The organism is Luteimicrobium xylanilyticum (assembly GCF_009429125.1).
In the GTDB taxonomy this organism is placed as follows: Bacteria; Actinomycetota; Actinomycetes; order Actinomycetales; family Cellulomonadaceae; genus Luteimicrobium; species Luteimicrobium xylanilyticum.
The window spans coordinates 2,366,166-2,385,510 of record NZ_CP045529.1; the positions used below are offsets into that span (position 1 = coordinate 2,366,166).

A 19,345-nucleotide genomic window follows, 5' to 3' on the forward strand; every position below is an offset into this window, starting at 1 on the left:
CGACGCAGCGCCTTGATGTGGACACCTGCGCCGCAGTCGTGCGCAGGTCGTCCCCCGGGTGGTTGGCGGACCGCGCCGCCGGACCTCATAGGCTGGCCCCATGGAGCCCACGACCCCGCCGCTGCGGATCGCGCTCGCCCAGGTGGACACGTGCGTCGGGGACGTCGCGGGCAACGCCGCGACCGTGCTCGAGTGGACACGCAGGGCCGCCGACGCCGGTGCCCGTCTCGTCGCCTTCCCCGAGATGACCCTCACGGGCTACCCGATCGAGGACCTCGCGCTCCGGGCGTCGTTCCGCCGGGCCGCGTACCGGGCGGGAGACGACCTGGCGCGGACGCTCGCCGACGAGGGACTCGGCGACATGACCGTCGTCGTCGGCACCGTGGGTGCGCGGCCGATCAAGGAGCGCCCGATGGCGGCGCTCGGGTCGCCGTCGCGGCCCACCAACCGTGCGATCGCGCTCCGGGGCGGCCGCGTCGTCGCCTCGTACGACAAGCACCACCTGCCCAACTACGGCGTGTTCGACGAGTTCCGCGTCTTCACGCCCGGCGACTCGACGTGCGTGCTCGACGTCGACGGACGCCGGGTGGGCCTGGTGATCTGCGAGGACATCTGGCAGGACGGCGGCCCGGTCGCCGCGCTCGCGGCCGAGGACCTCGACGCGCTGCTGGTGGTCAACGCCTCCCCGTTCGAGGAGGGCAAGGGTCACCAGCGCACCGAGCTCGCGGCGCGCCGCGCGTCGGAGGTCGGGGCCCCGCTCCTCTACGTCAACCAGGTCGGGGGCCAGGACGACCTCGTGTTCGACGGCGGCTCGTTCGTCGTCGCCCCCGGGTCGGGCGCGCCGCTCACGAGCGCACCCCAGTTCGTCCCGGACCTCCTCGTGTGGGACCTCCCGGCACGCGGCGAGGCGCTGCCGCGCGGCACGGTCGCTCCCCCTCTCGAGGCCGACGAGGAGGTCTACCGGGCGTGCGTCGCGGGTCTCGCCGGGTACGTCCGCAAGAACGGGTTCCGGTCCGTCGTCCTCGGTCTGTCGGGCGGGATCGACTCCGCACTCACCGCCGCGATCGCCGCGGACGCGATCGGCGGCGAGAACGTCGTCGGTGTCTCGATGCCCTCGGCGTACTCCTCCGGGCACAGCAAGGACGACGCCGCCGACCTCGCCGAGCGGCTGGGCGCGGACTACCGGGTCCAGCCCATCGCGCCGATGGTCGACGCGTTCCAGGGCGAGCTGCACCTCGACGGCGTCGCGGAGGAGAACCTGCAGGCCCGCGTCCGCGGCGTCCTGCTCATGGCCATCTCCAACCGGGAAGGCCACCTCGTCATCGCGCCCGGCAACAAGTCGGAGCTCGCGACGGGGTACGCGACGATCTACGACGCCGGCTCCATCGGCGGGTACGCCCCCATCAAGGACGTCGACAAGTCGCAGGTCTGGCGGCTCGCCCGCTGGCGCAACAACCACGCGCTCGACGCCGGCGAGATCCCCCCGATCCCCGAGTCGTCGATCACCAAGCCGCCGTCCGCCGAGCTGCGCCCCGGCCAGCTCGACCAGGACTCCCTGCCGCCCTACGACGTCCTCGACGAGGTCCTCGACGCGTACATCGAGCACGCAGAAGGTCGGGCCGAGCTGCTGGCCCGGGGGTTCGACCCCGAGGTCGTGGACAAGGTCGTCACGCTCGTCGACCGCGCCGAGTGGAAGCGGCGCCAGTACCCGCTCGGCACCAAGGTCACCGCTCTCGCGTTCGGCCGCGACCGGCGTCTGCCGATCACGTCGCGCTGGCGCGAGCCCCAGGAAGGAAACCCGTCATGACCCAGCCCGCAGCGCCCACCCCTCAGACCGGCGGCACGCCCGCCCGCAAGCGCGTGCGCGTGCAGCACCTCGCCGAGGCCAAGGCCCAGGGGCGCAAGCTCACCATGCTCACCGCGTACGACGCGGTCGTGGCGCGCGTCTTCGACGCCGCGGGCGTCGACATGCTGCTCGTCGGGGACTCGATCGGCGACAACATGCTCGGGCACCCGAACACGATCCCCGTGACGGTCGACGAGATGATCCCGCCGGCGCGGGCGGTCGCACGCACCGCAAAGCACGCGTTCGTCGTCGTCGACCTGCCTTTCGGGTCCTACGAGGACTCGCCGCAGCACGCGTTCGCGACCGCGGTGCGGATCATGAAGGAGACGGGCGCCGACGCGGTGAAGCTCGAGGGCGGGCGTCGCGTCGCCGCGCACGTCAAGCTCCTCACCGGCTCGGGCATCCCGGTGATCGGCCACCTGGGCTTCACCCCGCAGTCGGAGAACATCCTCGGTGGCCACCGCGTCCAGGGGCGGGGCGACGAGGCTGCCGACGTGCTGTGCGACGACGCGCTCGCGCTCGCCGAGGCAGGCGCGAGCGCCGTCGTCCTCGAGATGGTCCCGGCGCCGGTCGCCGCCCGCGTCACGGAGATCCTCGCGATCCCGACGATCGGCATCGGCGCCGGCCCCGACGTCGACGGCCAGGTGCTCGTGTGGACCGACATGGCGGGGATGGGCGACTGGTCGCCGCGCTTCGCCAAGCGGTTCGCCGAGATCGGCGCGGCACTCCAGGCCGCGGCGTCGTCCTACGTCGACGAGGTGACGTCGGGCGCGTTCCCGCGGCCCGAGCACTCGTTCGAGAGCTGACGACCCTCAGTCGTCCTCGTCGTCGAACGCGCCCGGCTGCGCGGCGTCCTGGCCGTCCCAGGTCTCGTTGCGCTGCTCGGCGCGCTCGAGGGCGTGGGCGGCTTCCTCGCGCGTGGGGTACGGGCCCATGCGGTGGGTCCAGGACGACGGCTTGCCCTCCTCCACCTCGCCCGTCTTGGTGTTGAAGTAGTACTCGGCGTCCGTGCTCATGGGTGGATTCTGCCCTGCGCGGCCGTCGTCGGCACGCGAGCGCGGCGCTGGCATCCGTAGACTCGGGGCCATGCCCGTCCCACCTGCCGCGACGTCCGTCCCGCGCCCGACGACGGCGCGGACCTCCACCACCGACCTCCTGGTCCCGGGGACCGTCTCCCCGGTGCGGAGCGTGCCCGCCTCGATCGTCCGGCCGGAGTACGTCGGGAGACCCGCTCCCACGCCCTTCACGGGCAGCGAGGTCAAGACGCCGGAGACGATCGAGCGGATCCGCACGGCGAGCCGCATCGCCGCCCGCGCGCTCGAGGAGGTCGGCCGCCACGCCGCGCCCGGCGTGACGACCGACGAGCTCGACCGCATCGGTCACGAGTTCCTCCTCGACCACGGCGCCTACCCGTCGACGCTCGGCTACCGGGGCTTCCCCAAGTCGCTGTGCACCTCGATCAACGAGGTGATCTGCCACGGGATCCCCGACACGACCGAGCTGCTCGACGGCGACATCGTCAACGTCGACATCACGGCGTTCGTCGGCGGGGTGCACGGGGACACCAACGCGACGTTCCTCGTCGGCGACGTCGACGAGGACTCGCGGCTGCTGGTCGAGCGCACGCGCGAGGCGCTCGCCCGCGGGATCAAGGCCGTCGCGCCGGGCCGCGAGGTCAACGTCATCGGGCGCGTGATCGAGAAGTACGCGGCACGCTTCGGCTACGGCGTCGTCCGCGACTACACGGGCCACGGGGTCGGCGAGGCCTTCCACTCGGGCCTCGTCATCCCCCACTACGACGCCGCGCCCGCCTACTCGACGCTCATCGAGCCGGGCATGGTCTTCACCATCGAGCCGATGCTGACCCTCGGCACCCACGCCTGGGAGGCCTGGGACGACGGCTGGACCGTCGTCACGGCCGACCGGTCGCGCACCGCGCAGTTCGAGCACACCCTCGTCGTCACCGAGACCGGAGCGGAGATCCTGACCCTGCCATGAGCTCACCGAAGAAGACTCCCGAGATCGCCATCGGCATCGACGTCGGTGGCACCGGCATCAAGGGTGCACCCGTCGACCTGAAGACCGGCGAGTTCGCCGCGGACCGCGTGCGCATCCCGACCCCCGAGAACTCGACCCCGGAGGCGGTGGCCGAGATCGTCGCGAAGATCGTCGACTCGTTCGACCTGCCCGACGCACCCGTCGGCGTCGCGTTCCCCGGGCCCATCAAGCACGGCGTCGTGACCTTCATCGCGAACCTCGACGAGTCGTGGACCGGCACGAACCTCGTGTCCGTGATGCACGAGGCGACCGGCCGCACCGTCGCCGCGGTGAACGACGCCGACTCCGCGGGGTACGGGGAGCTGCACTTCGGCGCGGCGCGCAACACCGAGGGTGTCGTGCTGGTCGCGACGCTCGGCACGGGGATCGGGTCCGCACTGTTCCTGGACGGCCTGCTGCTGCCCAACACCGAGCTCGGACACCTGGAGATCGACGGGCACGACGCCGAGTCGAGGGCCTCCACGCTCGCCCGCGAGCGCGAGAACCTCAGCTACGAGGAGTGGGCGGTCCGGCTGCAGCGGTACTTCTCGGTCGTGGAGAACCTGCTCTCCCCCGACCTCATCGTCGTCGGGGGCGGGGTGTCGAAGAGCTGGGAGAAGTTCCTCCCGCTGCTGCACCTGCGCGCCCCGATCGTGCCGGCAGCGCTGCGTAACCGCGCCGGGATCGTGGGCGCGGCGTGGCTCGCTGCCCAGGAGGAGATCGCGGCGAGCTGACGCGGAGGGTGGGGCGGCGCCGCGTCAGGCGGCGCCGCTCGCCGCCACCGCGGGCTCCGCGGCGACCGGGCGCACCAGCAGCTCGCGCACACCGAGCATGTCGAGCACCTCGACGATGATCTGGGGTGGGTCGAGGAGCGTGACGTCGAGACCCTCGTCGTGACCGATGGTCACGAACTGGACGAGGAACGCGATGCCGGTCGAGTCCGCGAACGTCACCTCGGTCGCGTCGATCACGACGGGAAGGTCGCGCTCGAGCGCGTTCGCGAGCGCCGCGCTCGCCTCCGCACGGAGGGCCACGTCGATCTCGCCCGTGAGGACCACGACCGTCCGGTCCCGCTCCTCGACGAGGGCGATCGTGCCCGTCGCCACCACACCATCCGTTCCGACCACGCTGACCCGACCTCGCTCCCTGTGCCTGACGCTTCGTTGCGTCCGCCGGTGGTGGGTCCCCTGATCCCACACCCTGACCGGCGTGTGCGACGAGGCTAACCCAGACCCGCCCGGATGTGTAATCCCCGTGGCGGAGTCTTTACCGTCCCGACACACAAGAGCGTGCTCGTGTCACATGGGGGCAACCTGGCGTGGGCCTGGGAACACGCTGGCAACATCACCCTGCGCAGGGGTTCGCGCGTCGGACTCAGGCAGCGCAGGCGAACTCGTCGCGCACACCGAGGATCTCGAGGACGTCGACGATCGCCGGCGGCAGCGAGCGGAACGTGACGTCGAGGCCCTCGTCCCGCCCCAGGGCGCGGAACTGGATGAGGAACGCGATCCCGCTCGAGTCGGCGAACGTCACCCCGGACGCGTCGACCACCACGGGAAGGTCACGTCGGAGCGCTGTCGAGAGCGCCTGGCTCGCCTCGGGGCGCAGGGCCACGTCGATCTCGCCGGCGAGCACCACCACCGTGCGCCCGGTCTCCTCGTCCACGGAGATGGTCCCCACCGCGGGACCGCCTGTTCCTACCACCGAAGACCTACCTCTTTCGTGCGTGCTCGTCGCGTGACCTGCGCAGAGGGCCGGCCCACCGACGGCGTTCACCGCTCGCGCGTGACGAGGCTAGCCCGACGTGCGCCTTTGCGCGCACCGTGGCTCGGTGCGACGTGGGCTGGTGGTGCGGGGGCGGACGAGTCGGTCTGTACGCCGGGTTCTGTCCCCGCGCGCGGTTGCCCCCGCACGGGTGACGGCCATCCATCTAGGACGCACGTTGCCGTGCGCCTCGAGCGGTCTACCCGACTGTGCTTCTCACCGGAGAATCGGGCGGGCCGCCCTCCAACACAGTCTGTCTGACCTTGCTCCAGGTGGGGTTTACCGAGCCGCACCGGTCACCCGGCACGCTGGTGGTCTCTTACACCACCGTTTCACCCTTACCGCGTCACGCCGGGGCCGTAGCCTCGACCGACACGGCGGTCTGTTCTCTGTGGCACTGTCCCGCGGGTCACCCCGGGTGGGCGTTACCCACCACCTTGCCCTTCGGAGCCCGGACGTTCCTCGGCACCACCGGGACGAACCCGACGATGACGCGGCCGTCCGACCGACTCGTCCGCCCGCTCAGCGTACCGGTTCGCGCGTCCGTCAGACGTCGACGCGGTAGCTGAGCTCGAGCTCGTCGCCCGACCGGCCGCGGATCCCCCAGTTCACCTGGGGCGACTCGATGATCACCACCTCGAGGTCGTCGACGGACAGGTCGAACCGCGGGGCGACGTCGTCGAACAGCGCCCGGACGAGCGCGCGCTTCGCGTCGTCGCTGCGACCGGTGAAGCACACGACCTCGACCACGAGGTAGGCGTCCGCGCGCGGGGCGACCAGGTCGGCGTCGTCGAGCCAGCAGAACCTGTGGAACCGCTTCTCGGCCGGGAGCTGCCACGTGCGCACGAGAGCCTCGTGCAGCGCGTCCGACAGCTCGTCACGGCGGTGCGCCCACTGCGAGCGCCGCCCGTACACCTTCACCTGGGCCATCGCCCGACCGTAGCGTGCGCGACGTCACAGGACCTGCCGCCGTCCGCACCCCGGGACGGCCGTCGCGCGCCGTCCCCGGCCCGTAGGGTGGCGGCGTGCTCGTCCTGCTCCCGCCGTCCGAAGGGAAGACCGCGCCCGCGTCGGGCGACGCCGTCGACCTCACCACGCTCACCTCGCCCGAGCTGACCGAGCACCGCGAACGTGTGCTCGACGCGCTGGCGCGGGTCAGCGCGCGACCGGACGCGCTCGACGTCCTGCACGTCGGCGCGTCCCTGGGTGACGAGGTGCGGCGCAACGTGACGCTCCGGGAGCACCCGTCGACCGCAGCGGCGCACGTGTACACCGGTGTCCTCTACGCGGCCGCGGGGCTCGCCTCCGCGCACGACGACGCCGCCTCCACCGGCGCGGCCGGCCGGCTGCGTGCCCGCCTCGACGACGTGCGGGTGGTGAGCGCGCTCTGGGGTGTCGTGACGCCGTCGGACCGGATCCCCGCGTACCGGCTGTCGATGGGCGTGGACCTGCCCGGCGTCGGGCCGCTCGCGAAGTCCTGGCGCGAGCCCCTCGCGAAGACCCTCGACGCGCGGGCCGAGGGCGACGTCGTCGTCGACTGCCGGTCCGCGACGTACGCCGCCGCGTGGAAGCCGCCCGCTTCCGCGACGCACGTGCCGGTGACGGTGCTGCGCGAGCACGCCGGCCGGCGCACGGTCGTGTCGCACCACGCCAAGCACACGCGCGGCGTGCTGGTCGGTCACCTGCTGCGCCGCGAGGGCACGCCCCCGACGACGGCCGACGATCTTCTCGCCGCCGCGCGCGAGCTCGTGGGCACCACGGTGGACCGGCGGCGGATCGTCGCGGCGGAGCTCGTCGCCGGTCGGCGGGCCGGCACGGCAAGCCTCGAGCTCGTCGTCGTCGACGGCCCCTGACCTGTCAGAGGCTCACCGCACCCTGGTGCCGCGAGCTCATGACAACACGCCGGCCGAGGCGCCTCAGAGGTCCGGCGGGCACCCCACGACGGTCGCCTCGGTCTCGTCGTCGGGCCACAGCCGCAGGATCGTGACGGACGCGGGCGTGATCCGCGTCTTGGTCCACTGCGAGGGCGGCGAGCCGAACGCCCGCCCGACGGCGGCGCGCACGGCCATGGCGTGCGTCACCACGACGACGGTCCGTCCGGTGCCTTCGTCACGCAACGCGCGAAGCCCCTCCCACACACGCTCGCCGACGCCCGCGAGCGACTCGCCGCCCGGCGCCGCGACCTCCCCGCCCCGGTAGAAGCGCTGCAGCCAGCCCGGGTCGCGTTCCTCGACGTCCGGGAACCGCAGGCCCTCGTACTCGCCGAAGTCGATCTCGGCGAACCGCGCGTCGGTCCGGACCACGACCCCGAGCCGGCGCCCGACGGCGGCGGCCGTCTCCTGGGTCCGCACGATCGGGGACGCGACGACCGCCGACGCGCGGGGCAGGTCCGCCCACGCCGTCCGACCGATCCGGTGCACGAGGTCCGCGGCCTGCGCCGCCTGGACCCGACCCGCGGCGGTGAGCGACGGACCGGGCTCGCCCGAGCCCGAGAAGGCGCCCGCGACCGTCAGCTCGGTCACACCGTGGCGCACGAGCGCCACGGTGAGCGGCTCGGCGTCGTCGAAGCGGACCGTCACCCCGGACTGGCGGCGAGGTGCCGCGCCGGAGGCGCTCACGCGGCCTGCCCGGCCGGCTCCACGCGGACGAGGATCCGGCCGCACTCCTCGCAGCGGACGACGTCGTCGGGGCCCTTCGCGGCGATGGCGCGCAGGTCCCCCGGGTTGAGCTCGAGGCGGCAGCCCTCGCAGCGGCGCCCCCGCAGGGCGGCCGCACCGAGCCCGCCGGCCTGCGCGCGGACCTTGTCGTAGAGCGCGAGCAGCCCGGCGTCGATGCCGTCGGCCGCCTTCTCACGCTCCGCACGGACCTCACCGACGGTGCCGTCGATGTCCCCGAGCTCGGCGTCGCGCTCGGACTCCGCCGTCTCCTTCTCCGCGACGAGCTGGGCGTGCGCGGACTCCAGCTCGGCGAGCGCGGCCTCGTGCGCCTCGAGCCGCTCCATGACGTCGAGCTCGACCTCCTCGAGCGCCTCCTGGCGGCGTGCGAGGCTCGCGAGCTCGGCGACGAGCGCCTGCGCGTCCTTCGCGCCCACGGCCCCCGAGTCGAGGCGCTGCTGGTCGCGCGCGGCGCGCGTGCGGACCTGCTCGACGTCCTGCTCGGCCTTCGCGACCTCGCGCCGCAGGTCCTCCGCGGCCGTCCGGGACTGGACGAGCGAGGTGTGGACGTCGGCGAGCCTGCCCTCGACCTCGGTGACCTTGGCGACGGAGGGCGACGCGGACCGACGGTGCGCGAGCTGCTGCAGCCGCGTGTCGAGGGCCTGGACGTCGAGGAGGCGGAGCTGGTCGGACGCAGGAGCAGTGGCCACAACGGTCCTTTCGGTACGGATCAGGGCGACGGGAACCGGGCGGTCCACGGGTCCGTCGGGCGCGTGCTGACGCGCACGTCCAACTTACCCGCGCGCGGGGCGTCCACGGTCTCGTCGAGCACGCGCACGAGGTCGCGCGCCGCGTGCTCGAGCCACGGCCACTCGGAGGCGAAGTGCGCGACGTCGACGAGGAAGGGACGCGCGGTGCTCGCGCCCGCGGCCCGCGCCTCGTGCTCGGCACGCTCGCGCAGCTCCGACGCGGGGTGGTGGCGCAGGTCCGCGGTCAGGTAGACGTCCGCGCCCGACGAGCGGACCGCGTCGAACAGCGAGTCCCCCGCTCCCCCGACGACGGCGACCCGCTCCACGCGCGCGTCCAGGTCGCCCGCGACGCGCACGCCCTGCGCGGTGGCGGGCAGCGCGTCGGCGACCCGCTCGGCGAACGCGCGCAGCGTGACGGGCTCGACCAGCCGCCCGACGCGCCCGATCCCGACGGCGGGCAACGTGTGGTCGCGCGTGTCCGCCGGGACGAGCGGCTCGGCGTCGGTGACCCCGACCAGCTCCGCGAGCGCCTCGGCGACCCCGCCCCGCGCGGCGTCGGCGTTGGTGTGCGCCGTGTAGACGGCGACGCCCGCGCGGATCGCCCGGTGCAGGAACGCGCCCTTGAACGTCGTCGCCGCGACCGAGTGCACGCCGCGCAGCAGCAGCGGGTGGTGGGTGACGAGCAGGTCGGCGCCCACCTCGACCGCCTCGTCGAGAACGGTGTCCACCGGGTCGACCGCGAACAGCACGCGGCGGACCGGCTGGGACGGGTCGCCCGCCACCAGCCCGACCGCGTCCCACGACTCCGCCGTGGACGGCGGGTAGAGCGCGTCGAGCACGCGGACGACGTCGGCGAGCCGGACCGGCTCCGGAGCGGTGGGCACGGCGGTCATGTCGGCAGGCTACCGGGGCGCTGCCGCACGCACCCGGGGTCAGCCCGCGTCCTTCGCCTCGCCGTACGAGCGATCGGTCCCGACGGAGACCGGGAAGTCGACCGGGAAATCGCCGAAGAGCAGCCGGCCCGACGCCGCGGCTGCCGCACGGACCTCGGCAGCCACGGCGTCGGCGAGCGGCGCGGGCGTGTGCACGACGAGCTCGTCGTGCAGGAAGTACACGAGGTGCGGGCGCCCGGTGAACGGCGTCGGCACCCGGTCACCCGGGACCTCGGCCGCGCCGAGGTCCCACAACCGCCGCCGGACCTCCGCGATCCAGCACAGCGCCCACTCGGCGGCCGTGCCCTGGACCACGAAGTTCCGCGTGAAGCGGCCCCACGCGCGCGTCTGGGCCCGCGCCTTGGACTCCGCGCCGGCGTCGGCGTCGTCGCTCTGCGCGAGCACCTGGGTCTCGTGCCAGGACGCGCCCGGCCGCGGCGAGGTCCGCCCGAGCAGGGTCGTGACGACGTCGCCGCGCTCGCCCGTGCGGGCCGCATCCTCGACGAGCGCGAGCGACGCAGGGAAGGCGCGAGCGAGCCGCGGGAGGACGGCGGCGCTCGACCCCGTCGTTCCGCCGTACATCGCGCCGAGCATCCCGACCTTGCCGTGCGCGCGCGAGTCGACGACGCCGGTGTCGACCATGCCCCGATACAGGTCCTTGCCGCGGCCCGCGTCGGCCATGCGCTCGTCGTGCGCGAGGCCCGCGAGCACGCGCGGCTCGAGCTGGGCGGCGTCGGCGACGACGAACACCCAGCCCGGGTCGGCGCGGACCGCGGTCCGGACCTGCTGGGGGATCTGCAGCGCTCCCCCGCCGCTCGACGCCCACCGCCCGGTCACGACACCCCCGACGACGTACTCGGGCCGGAACCGCCCGTCCTGGACCCACGCGTCGAGCCACGCCCAGCCGTTCGCGGAGAACAGGCGCGACAGCTTCTTGTACGCGAGCAGCGGCCCGATCGCGGGGTGGTCGACCTGCTGCAGCTCCCAGGACCGCGTCGAGGTGACGGCGAGCCCGGTGCGGCGCAGGGCCCGCAGGACGTCGGGCAGCGAGTCGGGGTTGAGCGTCGGGGCGTCGAGCGCGTCCCGGACCTCGGCGGCGAGCCGTTCCATCCGGTCCGGGCGGGCTCCGACGGCGGGGCGCGGGCCGAGCTGGTCACGGAGCACCTCGTCGTGCCGCCCGGCGTCCCAGGGCAGTCCGGCCCGCTGCATCTCGGCCGCGGCGAGCGCGCCGGCCGACTCCGCGGCGAGGAGCAGCCGCAGGCGGCCCGGGGCGCGGCTCGTGGCGACGGCGTCGAGCTGGGCGTCGAGCTCGACGCGGCACGCGCGACCGTCGAGCGTCGCCGCGTCACCCGCCGCAGACGCGCGAGAGGTGGGGTCGAGGTCGAAGAGCGTGCCGCCGTCATCGGGCGGGGTCGGGGTGCCGCCGGCGGGCACGGGCTGGAGCGCGTCCCATGCGCCCGCGAAAGCCTGCGCGAGGCGCGAGCCGGTCGTCCACGCGGACGCCCGGAGCACGCGGTGAGCGAGCCGCAGGTCGTGGCAACGGTCGACGCGCACGCCTGCGCGCAGGAGTCCCGGGTACCAGAGGTTCGTGTCGGCCCACGTCCAGCGCGGCCGGGTCGGTCGCGCGGCCTCGGCCACCGTCACGCCACCGACGTCGACGGCGGTGGCTTGGCCCGACGACCGGGCCGCGACGACGACATGCACGCCTCAGTGTCCGGCGGACCACCCACACGGGCGCGACGCTCCCGGCGGCGGCGCGGCCCTCACGTCACGCCCGCCGGGTGACGGCACGCCAGGCGTCGAGCGCCCGGACGCGCAGGATCCCGAGCTGCAGGCGCGTCGCCTGGACGCCGAGCAGGACGAGCAGGACCGCGAGCTCCGGGTCCACGAGGTAGGTCCACGCCGCGGGGTCCATCAGGAGCTCCGGCACGGACAGCAGCACGAGCACGGTCGCGGCCCACAGGAGCCAGACGCCGCGGGCGTGGCCGCGCACGGGCGTCGCGAGCCACCGCGAGAGCGCGGCGAACCTCGGGCGTCGGGACATCGGTGCCTCCGGGAGGGGGTGGGCTCGTCCAGGTGCTCTGCTCACACGGACCCCGAGGCGCCGGGCACCCCGGCGAGCAGCTCCGCGAACACCGCGGCGGCGTCGTCCTCGTGCGAGAGCCCGGCGGCCTGGCCCATCCAGAGCGACTGCAGGTCGCCGATCCCCTGCCGGCCCGCCTCGGTGCGGAACTGTCCGGTGAGCCAGTTCTGGGCGGGGAACGGGGCGATCGCACCGGCGGCCTCGACGGTGCGCACCGCCCGGTTCGGCAGGCCACGCGCGAGCCGCCCGCTCATGGCGCGGGTGAGCACGGTGTCGTCCGCACCGGCCGACCTGATGGCTGCCCGGTAGGCGTCCGTCGCGGCCGACTGGCGCGTCGCGAGGAACGCCGTCCCGACCTGGACGCCCGAGGCACCGAGCGCGAACGCGGCCGCCACGCCGCGGCGGTCGGCGATCCCGCCCGCCGCGACGACCGGCACGTCGACGGCGTCGACGACCTGCGGCACGAGCGCGAACGTCCCGACGAGCGAGTCCTCCGCCGGCCGCAGGAACGAGACCCGGTGCCCGGCGCCGTCGGCACCCGTGGCGACGACGACGTCCACCCCGCCGTCCGCGATCGCCACCGCCTCCGTGACGGTCGTGGCCGTCCCGACGACGGCGATCCCGCGGGCGTGCGCACGCTCGACGACGTCCGGTGCCGGCACCCCGAAGACGAGGCTCAGTGCGGCGGGGCGCGCCTCGAGGACCGCGTCGAGCTGGTCGTCGAAAGGAGGGAGGAACCGCTCGGGCGGCTGGGGCCGGTCGAGGCCGAGCTCGGCGAACAGCGGGGCGACTGCCGTCGTCGACGACGAGCACGACAGGTCCACGTCCGCGGGCGTGACCTCGTCGCCGGTCGGCAGCCAGAGGTTGAGCGCGAACGGGCCCGACGTCGCGGCCCGCAACGCGTCGACCGTGTCGCGGATGCGGTCTGGCCCGTAGCCGTACAGGCCGTACGAGCCGAGCCCGCCGAGGTCGGTGACCGCCGCGGTGAGTCCGACCGACGACACGCCGCCGAACGGCGCCAGCACGACCGGGTGCTCGATCCCCCACAGCTCCTGCAGCGCCCGCGCGCTCATCCCGTCCTCCGTCCTCGTGGTGTCCCGACCGTGCGGCCGGCCTCCCTCCATCATGCGCGGCCGTGCAGCCCCGTCGTGAGCGCACCCCCGCGCGACCCGGTTCTCGACACCACCAGGCCGCGGGGACGCACCCGGCCGAACGACCGATCGACCGGGCGTCAGTCGCCGGGGTCCCGCCAGGGCGCGACGTCGACCTCGTTGCCCTCCGGGTCCGCGAGCGTCCACCAGTGCGGGGCGAACTCGTCGGTCACGAGGCGACCACCTGCCCGCAAGGCCGCCTCGATGCGCTCCTGCGCCTGGGCGCGCGGGACGGAGAGGTCGAGGTGGATCCGGTTTCGCTGCGGGCGGGGCTCGTCCATCTGCTGGAAGGTCACGTTCGGCCCCTGTCCGAGCGGATCCACGGCGTCCTCGTCACCGAACTGCTCGTAGCCGAGCACCGCGCACCAGAACGGCAGGAGCCTCGGGATGTCGAGGGCGTCGATCGAGATCTGCACCCACTGCACCCTGGACGGGTCCGCACGGACACCGAGCTCGGCGGCCACCTCGGAGATCTGGCGTGCGAGCGCGGCGTCGCGGTCGCTGATCTCGCTCACCTCGGGGCTGAACAGGCTCACGGTCACTCCGGCGCGCCGGAGATCGACCGCGGGAGCGCTCCCGACGTCGTCGGCAAGACGTCCGATCGCACCCACCAGCTCGGCGCCCTGCGCGAACGACGCCGTAGGGAAGAAGGTCGACGCACCGAAGAACAGGATGCGCCAGTCCTCGACCCCGACCGACTCGTGAAACTGTCGCGGGGAGATGCGCTCGACCATCGTGTCGTCCTCCTGCTGCACGTCGGCGGCGAGGCTTGCGGTCACCACGAAGGATCGTGGCACCGTGGTCGCGCCCCTGCCACCCGGTACCGTGCCGTTGACCGCACCACGACAGGAGAACCCGATGCCCACGGACACCCCGGCACCGCCGAAGGCCCGGTTCGTCGTCACGTACGACGCGCCCACCGACGTCGAGGCGTTCGAGCGTCACTACCAGGAGGTCCACGTCCCCCTGGTGCGCCAGTACCCCGGGCTGCGGCGCGTCACCCTCAGCCACGAGCCGAAGGCCGTGATCGGACCGGCGCCGTACCTCGTGGTGTCGATGGACTGGGACGACCTGGCGGCGCTCGAGGCGGCACTCGACTCCGAGATCGGCCGGCGCATCGCCGCCGACGCCGCCACCAACCTCGGCCCGTACGCGACGTTCCGCGGCGTGGCGCTCCAGCTCGACGACGCCTGACGGCTCTCGCCGCGGGGCCGTGCGAACGATCAGGTCACGGCACCGGCCCGCGACCATCGAGGGGCGACATCGGTCGAGACCGGCGGTGAGGCTCGAGGCACATCACCGTTTGACGGTCGCGTCCTGATCGCGGGACACCTACCAACGATGTCCCGCGTCGTCACTTGGGTGGGCCCGGAGGGACTCGAACCCCCGACATCCACGGTGTAAGCGTGGCGCTCTAACCAGCTGAGCTACAGGCCCGGAACGGCGTGGGACAGCGTACCGTCCGACGTCCGTCCCGACCGAACACGACCGAGGTCAGGGGTTCGGCGACGGCGGCGCGGGCGGCTCGTTGCCGCGCATCCTCTTCTCCGCGGCGTCGTACAGCTCGCCGGCCTTGCGCTCGAGGGCGTCATCGAGCTGGTCGTAGACGATCCACCCGACGAGCACGATGAGCGGGGGCACGAGCCAGCCCCACAGGAACCCGGAGATGTGGATACCGGAGAACACGACGGTCAGGATCCAGATGATCAGCGCGACGACGTAGCTCACCGCGTACGTCAGCAGCTTGCCCTTGAGCCACGCGGCCCGGGTGTCCCGCAGACGCTCGCCCTCGCTGAGCAGCACGCGGTGGAAGAAGGGCTTGAGGAACAGGGTCGCGACGGTGAACACCAGCGACGCCCACAGCACGGACCACACGCCGTGCACGGCTGGCACGAGCCACAGGATGACGAGCAGCACGAGCACGTTGAAGACGAACGCGGTGCCGACCCGCACGACCCAGCGCTTCACGACCGACCGAGCCTCGCCAGCGCCTCCAGGTAGCCCTCGAGGTCGCGCCGCTCCCCCGGCTGGTTGACGACGGTCCAGCGGACGACGCCGTCCGCGTCGAGCAGGAAGCTGCCCCGCACCGCGAGGCCCTTGGCGTCGTCGAACACGCTGTAGCGAGAGGCGACCTCGCCGTGCGGCCAGAAGTCCGACAGCAGCTCGAACCCGTAGCCCTCCTGCTCGCGGAAGGCACGGAGCGTGAACATCGGGTCGCACGAGATGCCGAGGAGCGTGACGCCCGCGCGGTCGAACGCCGCGATGTTGTCACGCAGCTCGCACAGCTCACCCGTGCAGGTGCCGGAGAACGCGAACGGGAAGAAGACGAGCAGCACGGGCTTGCCGCGCAGGTCTGCGAGGTGGACCGGCGTGCCCTGCGTGTCGGACAGCGTGAAGTCGGGTGCCGGGTCGCCGACCCGGACGATCTCGTCGTACGTCATGGCACCATCCTGCCGCCCGGAAGGCGGGGATGGGGTCAACGTCCGCGGCCGCGGTGCGAGAGCTGGGTGGCGGACCAGTCCGGCGCGATCGCGAGCGTCGACATCGCGTGCAGCCCGGCCGTGGTCGCGGCCTCCTGGATCTCCGAGTGGCTCGCATGACCTGCGCGCCCGGGCTTGGGCGTCAGCAGCCAGATCAGCCCACCGTCCTCGAGCACCGTCTGGACGTCGACGAGCAGGTCGGTGAGGTCACCGTCCCCGTCCCGCCACCAGGCCACGACGCCGTCGGTGACGTCGTCGTAGTCCTCGTCGACGAGGTCGGCTCCGGTGATCTCCTCGATGGCGAGGCGCAGATCCTCGTCCGAGTCGTCCCCCCAGCCGAACTCCTGCACGACGTGCCCGGGCTGGAAGCCCAGGCGCTCCGCGGACACCGGGTCCGAAGACGCAACCACTCGCGACGATCCTTCCTGTCGGTGCTCTGGCCGACGTGACGCTGCACACGTTGTCAGGCTCGTGGCCCGTCCGCCGGTTCGGTCCTGCCGCGGCGTCACGTTGACCACCGCTGCGCACAACGTAGCCCAGGACGTGCGTCTCCACCACGCATCCGCGCCCCGGACGGCGTCCCTTCACCCGTCCCGACGGCGCCGCGCGCGCCCGCTCCGAGCGCGCCCGGGCGCCCGCCCGCCTGTCGGACGGTTCGACGCGGCACGTCCCGGAGCGACAGAATGAAGGGAAACTGCACCCGCTGCTCACACGACCGTCACGACCTGGCGGACGTGCGCGCGGCGTCGTGCCCGTGACAGCCCATCCACACGAGCACCCGGGGTCACCGATCCCCGCTGCGCTCACGAACCGATGTGAGGTTTTCAGTGGCTTCCGACGAGACACGCCCGCTGATCAACGGCCTGCTCAGCCAGGTGCCCGACATCGACCCCGCCGAGACGGACGAGTGGGTCGAGGCACTGGACGGCCTGATCGACGACCGCGGCGGTCCGCGTGCGCGCTACATCATGCTCAACCTCCTCAAGCGGGCCCGGGAGCGCAACGTCGCCATCCCGTCCACGCTGACCACGCCGTACGTGAACACGATCGGCGTGCACGAGGAGCCGTACTTCCCCGGTGACGAGGCCGTCGAGCGCCGCTACCGCGGCTGGGTCCGCTGGAACGCCGCCGTCATGGTGACGCGCGCGCAGCGTGCCGGGCTGGGCGTCGGCGGGCACATCTCGTCGTACGCGTCGGTCGCGACGTTGTACGAGGTGGGCCTCAACCACTTCTTCCGCGGCAAGGACCACCCGGGCGGCGGCGACCAGGTCTACTTCCAGGGCCACGCCTCCCCCGGTGTCTACGCGCGAGCCTTCCTCGAGGGGCGACTGTCGGCCGACCAGCTCGACGGCTTCCGCCAGGAGCACTCCCACCCGGGCGGCGGTCTCCCGTCCTACCCGCACCCGCGCCTCATGCCGGACTTCTGGGAGTTCCCGACAGTCTCCATGGGCCTCGGCCCGTCGTCGGCGATCTACCAGGCGTGGGTCAACAAGTACCTCGACCTGCGCGGCATCAAGGACACCAAGCAGCAGCACGTGTGGGCGTTCCTGGGCGACGGCGAGATGGACGAGCCCGAGTCGCGCGGCATGCTCCAGCTCGCGGCGCAGCAGCAGCTCGACAACCTGACGTTCGTCGTGAACGCGAACCTGCAGCGTCTCGACGGCCCGGTGCGCGGCAACGGCAAGATCATCCAGGAGCTCGAGGCCTTCTTCCGTGGTGCCGGCTGGAACGTCATCAAGGTCATCTGGGGTCGCGAGTGGGACGCCCTGCTCAACGCCGACAAGGACCGTGCGCTCGTCCACCTCATGAACGAGACGCCCGACGGCGACTACCAGACGTACCGCGCGGAGTCGGGCGCGTTCATCCGCGAGCACTTCTTCGGGCGCGACCCGCGCACCAAGGCGCTCGTGCAGAACATGACGGACGACGAGATCTGGGCCATGAAGCGCGGCGGCCACGACTACCGCAAGCTCTACGCGGCGTACGCCTCCGCCGTCGAGCACACCGGCCAGCCGACCGTGATCATCGCGCACACGGTGAAGGGCTACCAGCTCGGCCCGAAGTTCGCGGGCCGCAACGCGACGCACCAGATGAAGAAGGTCGGCCTCGACGACCTCAAGGCGCTCCGCGACTCGCTGCACATCCCGATCACGGACGCCGAGCTCGAGGCCAACCCCTACGAGCCGCCGTACTACCACCCCGGGATGGACTCGCCGGAGATCAAGTACATGCTCGACCGCCGCAGCAAGCTCGGCGGTTTCGTGCCGGAGCGCCGCGGCAAGACGCAGGAGCTCACGCTCCCGGACGAGAAGGTCTACGACGGCCTCAAGCGTGGCTCGGGCCACCAGGAGGTCGCCTCGACGATGGCGTTCGTCCGCCTGCTGAAGGACCTCATCAAGGACAAGGAGATCGGCAAGCGCATCGTGCCGATCATCCCCGACGAGGCCCGCACGTTCGGCCTGGACGCGATCTTCCCGACGGCGAAGATCTTCAACACCCAGGGCCAGCACTACCTCGCGGTCGACCGCGACCTGATGCTGAGCTACAAGGAGTCCGAGCAGGGCCAGGTGCTCCACACGGGCATCAACGAGGCAGGGTCGGCCTCGACGTTCCAGGCCGCGGGCACGTCGTACGCGACGCACGGCGAGACGCTCGTGCCGGTCTACATCTTCTACTCGATGTTCGGCTTCCAGCGCACGGGCGACCAGTTCTGGGCGGCAGGCGACCAGCTCGCTCGCGGCTTCATCGTCGGTGCGACCGCGGGCCGCACCACGCTGACGGGCGAAGGTCTCCAGCACGCGGACGGCCACTCGCCGATCCTCGCCGCGACGAACCGTGCGATGGTCAGCTACGACCCGGCGTACGGGTACGAGATCGCGCACATCGTGCGCGACGGCATCGAGCGCATGTACGGCGACGGCTCCGACGGCCGCGACCAGAACGTCATGTACTACCTGACGGTGTACAACGAGCCGATGGTCCAGCCGGCCGAGCCGGAGGACGTCGACGTCGAGGGCATCCTGCGCGGCATCCACCGTGTCGCCCCCGCGACGGACGTGCCCGACGACGCCCCGCGGGCCCAGCTGCTCGCGTCGGGCGTGGGTGTGCCGTGGGCGCTCGAGGCGCAGGAGCTGCTGCGCGAGGACTGGGGTGTCCACGCGGACGTCTGGTCGGTGACGAGCTGGACGGAGCTGCGCCGTGACGCGCTCGACGCGGACGCGCAGGCGTACCTCGACCCGGCGCGTGAGCGCCGCGTGCCGTACGTGACGCAGAAGCTGGAGGGGGCTCCCGGACCGTTCGTCGCGACGAGCGACTACGACCACATGGTCCCCGACCAGATCCGCGCGTGGGTCCCCGGCGACTACGCGGTGCTCGGTGCCGACGGCTTCGGCTTCTCGGACACCCGCGCCGCCGCACGCCGGTACTTCAAGATCGACGGCCCGTCCGTCGTCGTCCGGGCCCTGTCCGAGCTCGCCCGCCGTGGCGAGGTCGACGCCGGCCTGGTAGCGAAGGCGATCGAGAAGTACCAGCTCCACGACGTCACCGCCGGCACGTCCGGCAACGCGGGCGGGGAGAGCTGACCGCTCCCCCTCACGCTCTCGCCGTCATCCGCGCCCTGTCGCGCCGAACACGGGCTCGCCGTCCGTCC

21 protein-coding genes, 1 tRNA gene and 1 other RNA gene are annotated in these 19,345 nt (G+C 72.9%); 7 read left to right on the forward strand and 16 right to left on the reverse strand.

Annotated elements, in window-relative coordinates:
* The first annotated feature begins 100 nt into the window (after positions 1–100).
* Both KDY119_RS10525 and panB read left to right on the forward strand, forming a co-directional pair.
* Positions 101–1,807, forward strand: coding sequence for an NAD+ synthase (locus KDY119_RS10525; RefSeq protein WP_036949780.1), 1,707 nt, complete (start codon positions 101–103; stop codon positions 1,805–1,807).
* A complete protein-coding gene (gene panB / locus KDY119_RS10530) occupies positions 1,804–2,652 on the forward strand; it encodes a 3-methyl-2-oxobutanoate hydroxymethyltransferase (RefSeq protein WP_051136496.1) in 849 nt (282 codons plus the stop codon). The genes KDY119_RS10525 and panB overlap by 4 nt, the downstream gene beginning before the upstream one ends.
* Before the next feature lie 6 nt (positions 2,653–2,658).
* Here the strand turns inward: panB and KDY119_RS10535 are convergent, their stop codons facing one another.
* Positions 2,659–2,862 carry a hypothetical protein gene (locus KDY119_RS10535; RefSeq protein ID WP_036949778.1) on the reverse strand — a complete coding sequence of 68 codons (204 nt, stop codon included), beginning with the start codon at positions 2,860–2,862 and terminating at the stop codon, positions 2,659–2,661.
* Between the two features lie 70 nt (positions 2,863–2,932).
* On the opposite strand from KDY119_RS10535, the gene map reads away from it, so the two are divergent.
* Both map and ppgK read left to right on the forward strand, forming a co-directional pair.
* Positions 2,933–3,844 (forward strand): type I methionyl aminopeptidase, encoded by a 912-nt coding sequence (gene map, locus KDY119_RS10540; RefSeq protein ID WP_051136495.1) that lies wholly within the window; start codon positions 2,933–2,935, stop codon positions 3,842–3,844.
* On the forward strand, positions 3,841–4,617 hold the full coding sequence (ppgK, locus tag KDY119_RS10545; protein ID WP_036949775.1) for a polyphosphate--glucose phosphotransferase: 777 nt from the start codon (positions 3,841–3,843) through the stop codon (positions 4,615–4,617). The genes map and ppgK overlap by 4 nt, the downstream gene beginning before the upstream one ends.
* A 24-nt stretch (positions 4,618–4,641) precedes the next feature.
* Here ppgK and KDY119_RS10550 read toward each other — a convergent pair whose 3' ends face one another.
* The 4 genes from KDY119_RS10550 to KDY119_RS10565 form a co-directional block, all read right to left on the reverse strand.
* Positions 4,642–4,989, reverse strand: coding sequence for an STAS domain-containing protein (locus tag KDY119_RS10550; protein ID WP_227994297.1), 348 nt, complete (start codon positions 4,987–4,989; stop codon positions 4,642–4,644).
* A 268-nt stretch (positions 4,990–5,257) separates the two neighbouring features.
* The gene (locus KDY119_RS10555; protein WP_227994298.1) at positions 5,258–5,563 is read right to left on the reverse strand and encodes an STAS domain-containing protein; all 306 of its coding nucleotides are present in this window, start codon (positions 5,561–5,563) and stop codon (positions 5,258–5,260) included.
* A gap of 178 nt (positions 5,564–5,741) precedes the next feature.
* An RNA gene (rnpB, locus tag KDY119_RS10560) (RNase P RNA component class A) lies at positions 5,742–6,160 on the reverse strand.
* 33 nt (positions 6,161–6,193) lie between these two features.
* Entirely contained in the window at positions 6,194–6,577 is a 384-nt protein-coding gene (locus KDY119_RS10565) for a tautomerase family protein (protein WP_036949770.1), read from the reverse strand.
* 95 nt (positions 6,578–6,672) lie between these two features.
* On the opposite strand from KDY119_RS10565, the gene KDY119_RS10570 reads away from it, so the two are divergent.
* Positions 6,673–7,500: a YaaA family protein gene (locus KDY119_RS10570; protein ID WP_036949764.1), complete on the forward strand. Its 828-nt coding sequence runs from the start codon at positions 6,673–6,675 to the stop codon at positions 7,498–7,500.
* 63 nt (positions 7,501–7,563) lie between these two features.
* On the opposite strand, the gene KDY119_RS10575 is transcribed toward KDY119_RS10570, so the two are convergent.
* The 7 genes from KDY119_RS10575 to KDY119_RS10605 form a co-directional block, all read right to left on the reverse strand.
* Positions 7,564–8,265, reverse strand: coding sequence for a histidine phosphatase family protein (locus KDY119_RS10575; RefSeq protein WP_051136494.1), 702 nt, complete (start codon positions 8,263–8,265; stop codon positions 7,564–7,566).
* Positions 8,262–9,011: a zinc ribbon domain-containing protein gene (locus KDY119_RS10580; protein ID WP_036949763.1), complete on the reverse strand. Its 750-nt coding sequence runs from the start codon at positions 9,009–9,011 to the stop codon at positions 8,262–8,264. Before KDY119_RS10580 ends, KDY119_RS10575 begins: the two co-directional genes overlap by 4 nt.
* A 20-nt stretch (positions 9,012–9,031) precedes the next feature.
* Entirely contained in the window at positions 9,032–9,943 is a 912-nt protein-coding gene (locus tag KDY119_RS10585; RefSeq protein ID WP_036949762.1) for a Nif3-like dinuclear metal center hexameric protein, read from the reverse strand.
* 39 nt (positions 9,944–9,982) lie between these two features.
* Positions 9,983–11,686, reverse strand: coding sequence for a bifunctional 3'-5' exonuclease/DNA polymerase (locus KDY119_RS10590; protein ID WP_153022288.1), 1,704 nt, complete (start codon positions 11,684–11,686; stop codon positions 9,983–9,985).
* Between the two features lie 64 nt (positions 11,687–11,750).
* Complete coding sequence (locus KDY119_RS10595) at positions 11,751–12,026, reverse strand: hypothetical protein (RefSeq protein ID WP_153022289.1); 276 nt, start codon at positions 12,024–12,026, stop codon at positions 11,751–11,753.
* Positions 12,027–12,067: 41 nt separating this feature from the next.
* Positions 12,068–13,138, reverse strand: coding sequence for an NAD(P)H-dependent flavin oxidoreductase (locus tag KDY119_RS10600; protein WP_153022290.1), 1,071 nt, complete (start codon positions 13,136–13,138; stop codon positions 12,068–12,070).
* Positions 13,139–13,296: 158 nt separating this feature from the next.
* Entirely contained in the window at positions 13,297–13,998 is a 702-nt protein-coding gene (locus KDY119_RS10605; RefSeq protein ID WP_227994299.1) for a VOC family protein, read from the reverse strand.
* Between the two features lie 76 nt (positions 13,999–14,074).
* On the opposite strand from KDY119_RS10605, the gene KDY119_RS10610 reads away from it, so the two are divergent.
* On the forward strand, positions 14,075–14,410 hold the full coding sequence (locus KDY119_RS10610; protein WP_036949761.1) for an EthD family reductase: 336 nt from the start codon (positions 14,075–14,077) through the stop codon (positions 14,408–14,410).
* 169 nt (positions 14,411–14,579) lie between these two features.
* On the opposite strand, the gene KDY119_RS10615 is transcribed toward KDY119_RS10610, so the two are convergent.
* The 4 genes from KDY119_RS10615 to KDY119_RS10630 all read right to left on the reverse strand — a co-directional run bounded on the left by KDY119_RS10615 (position 14,580) and on the right by KDY119_RS10630 (position 16,106).
* Positions 14,580–14,653 (reverse strand) — tRNA-Val (locus KDY119_RS10615).
* Positions 14,654–14,710: 57 nt separating this feature from the next.
* Positions 14,711–15,184 (reverse strand): hypothetical protein, encoded by a 474-nt coding sequence (locus tag KDY119_RS10620; RefSeq protein WP_051136492.1) that lies wholly within the window; start codon positions 15,182–15,184, stop codon positions 14,711–14,713.
* Entirely contained in the window at positions 15,181–15,657 is a 477-nt protein-coding gene (locus KDY119_RS10625) for a peroxiredoxin (protein WP_036949760.1), read from the reverse strand. Before KDY119_RS10625 ends, KDY119_RS10620 begins: the two co-directional genes overlap by 4 nt.
* 35 nt (positions 15,658–15,692) lie before the next feature.
* Positions 15,693–16,106 (reverse strand): DUF3052 domain-containing protein, encoded by a 414-nt coding sequence (locus KDY119_RS10630; RefSeq protein WP_153022291.1) that lies wholly within the window; start codon positions 16,104–16,106, stop codon positions 15,693–15,695.
* A gap of 417 nt (positions 16,107–16,523) precedes the next feature.
* Here KDY119_RS10630 and aceE point away from each other — a divergent pair, with 417 nt between their 5' ends.
* Positions 16,524–19,277, forward strand: a complete 2,754-nt coding sequence (aceE, locus tag KDY119_RS10635) for a pyruvate dehydrogenase (acetyl-transferring), homodimeric type (RefSeq protein ID WP_036949757.1) — start codon at positions 16,524–16,526, stop codon at positions 19,275–19,277.
* The last annotated feature ends 68 nt before the right edge of the window (positions 19,278–19,345 follow it).

Bases quoted from the DNA above. Each gene is read 5' to 3' on its own strand.
- KDY119_RS10525 (WP_036949780.1), top strand. From the start codon at position 101: ATGGAGCCCACGACCCCGCCGCTGCGGATCGCGCTCGCCCAGGTGGAC.
- panB (WP_051136496.1), top strand. From the start codon at position 1,804: ATGACCCAGCCCGCAGCGCCCACCCCTCAGACCGGCGGCACGCCCGCC.
- KDY119_RS10535 (WP_036949778.1), bottom strand. From the start codon at position 2,862: ATGAGCACGGACGCCGAGTACTACTTCAACACCAAGACGGGCGAGGTG.
- map (WP_051136495.1), top strand. From the start codon at position 2,933: ATGCCCGTCCCACCTGCCGCGACGTCCGTCCCGCGCCCGACGACGGCG.
- ppgK (WP_036949775.1), top strand. From the start codon at position 3,841: ATGAGCTCACCGAAGAAGACTCCCGAGATCGCCATCGGCATCGACGTC.
- KDY119_RS10565 (WP_036949770.1), bottom strand. From the start codon at position 6,577: ATGGCCCAGGTGAAGGTGTACGGGCGGCGCTCGCAGTGGGCGCACCGC.
- KDY119_RS10585 (WP_036949762.1), bottom strand. From the start codon at position 9,943: ATGACCGCCGTGCCCACCGCTCCGGAGCCGGTCCGGCTCGCCGACGTC.
- KDY119_RS10595 (WP_153022289.1), bottom strand. From the start codon at position 12,026: ATGTCCCGACGCCCGAGGTTCGCCGCGCTCTCGCGGTGGCTCGCGACG.
- KDY119_RS10600 (WP_153022290.1), bottom strand. From the start codon at position 13,138: ATGAGCGCGCGGGCGCTGCAGGAGCTGTGGGGGATCGAGCACCCGGTC.
- KDY119_RS10610 (WP_036949761.1), top strand. From the start codon at position 14,075: ATGCCCACGGACACCCCGGCACCGCCGAAGGCCCGGTTCGTCGTCACG.
- KDY119_RS10625 (WP_036949760.1), bottom strand. From the start codon at position 15,657: ATGACGTACGACGAGATCGTCCGGGTCGGCGACCCGGCACCCGACTTC.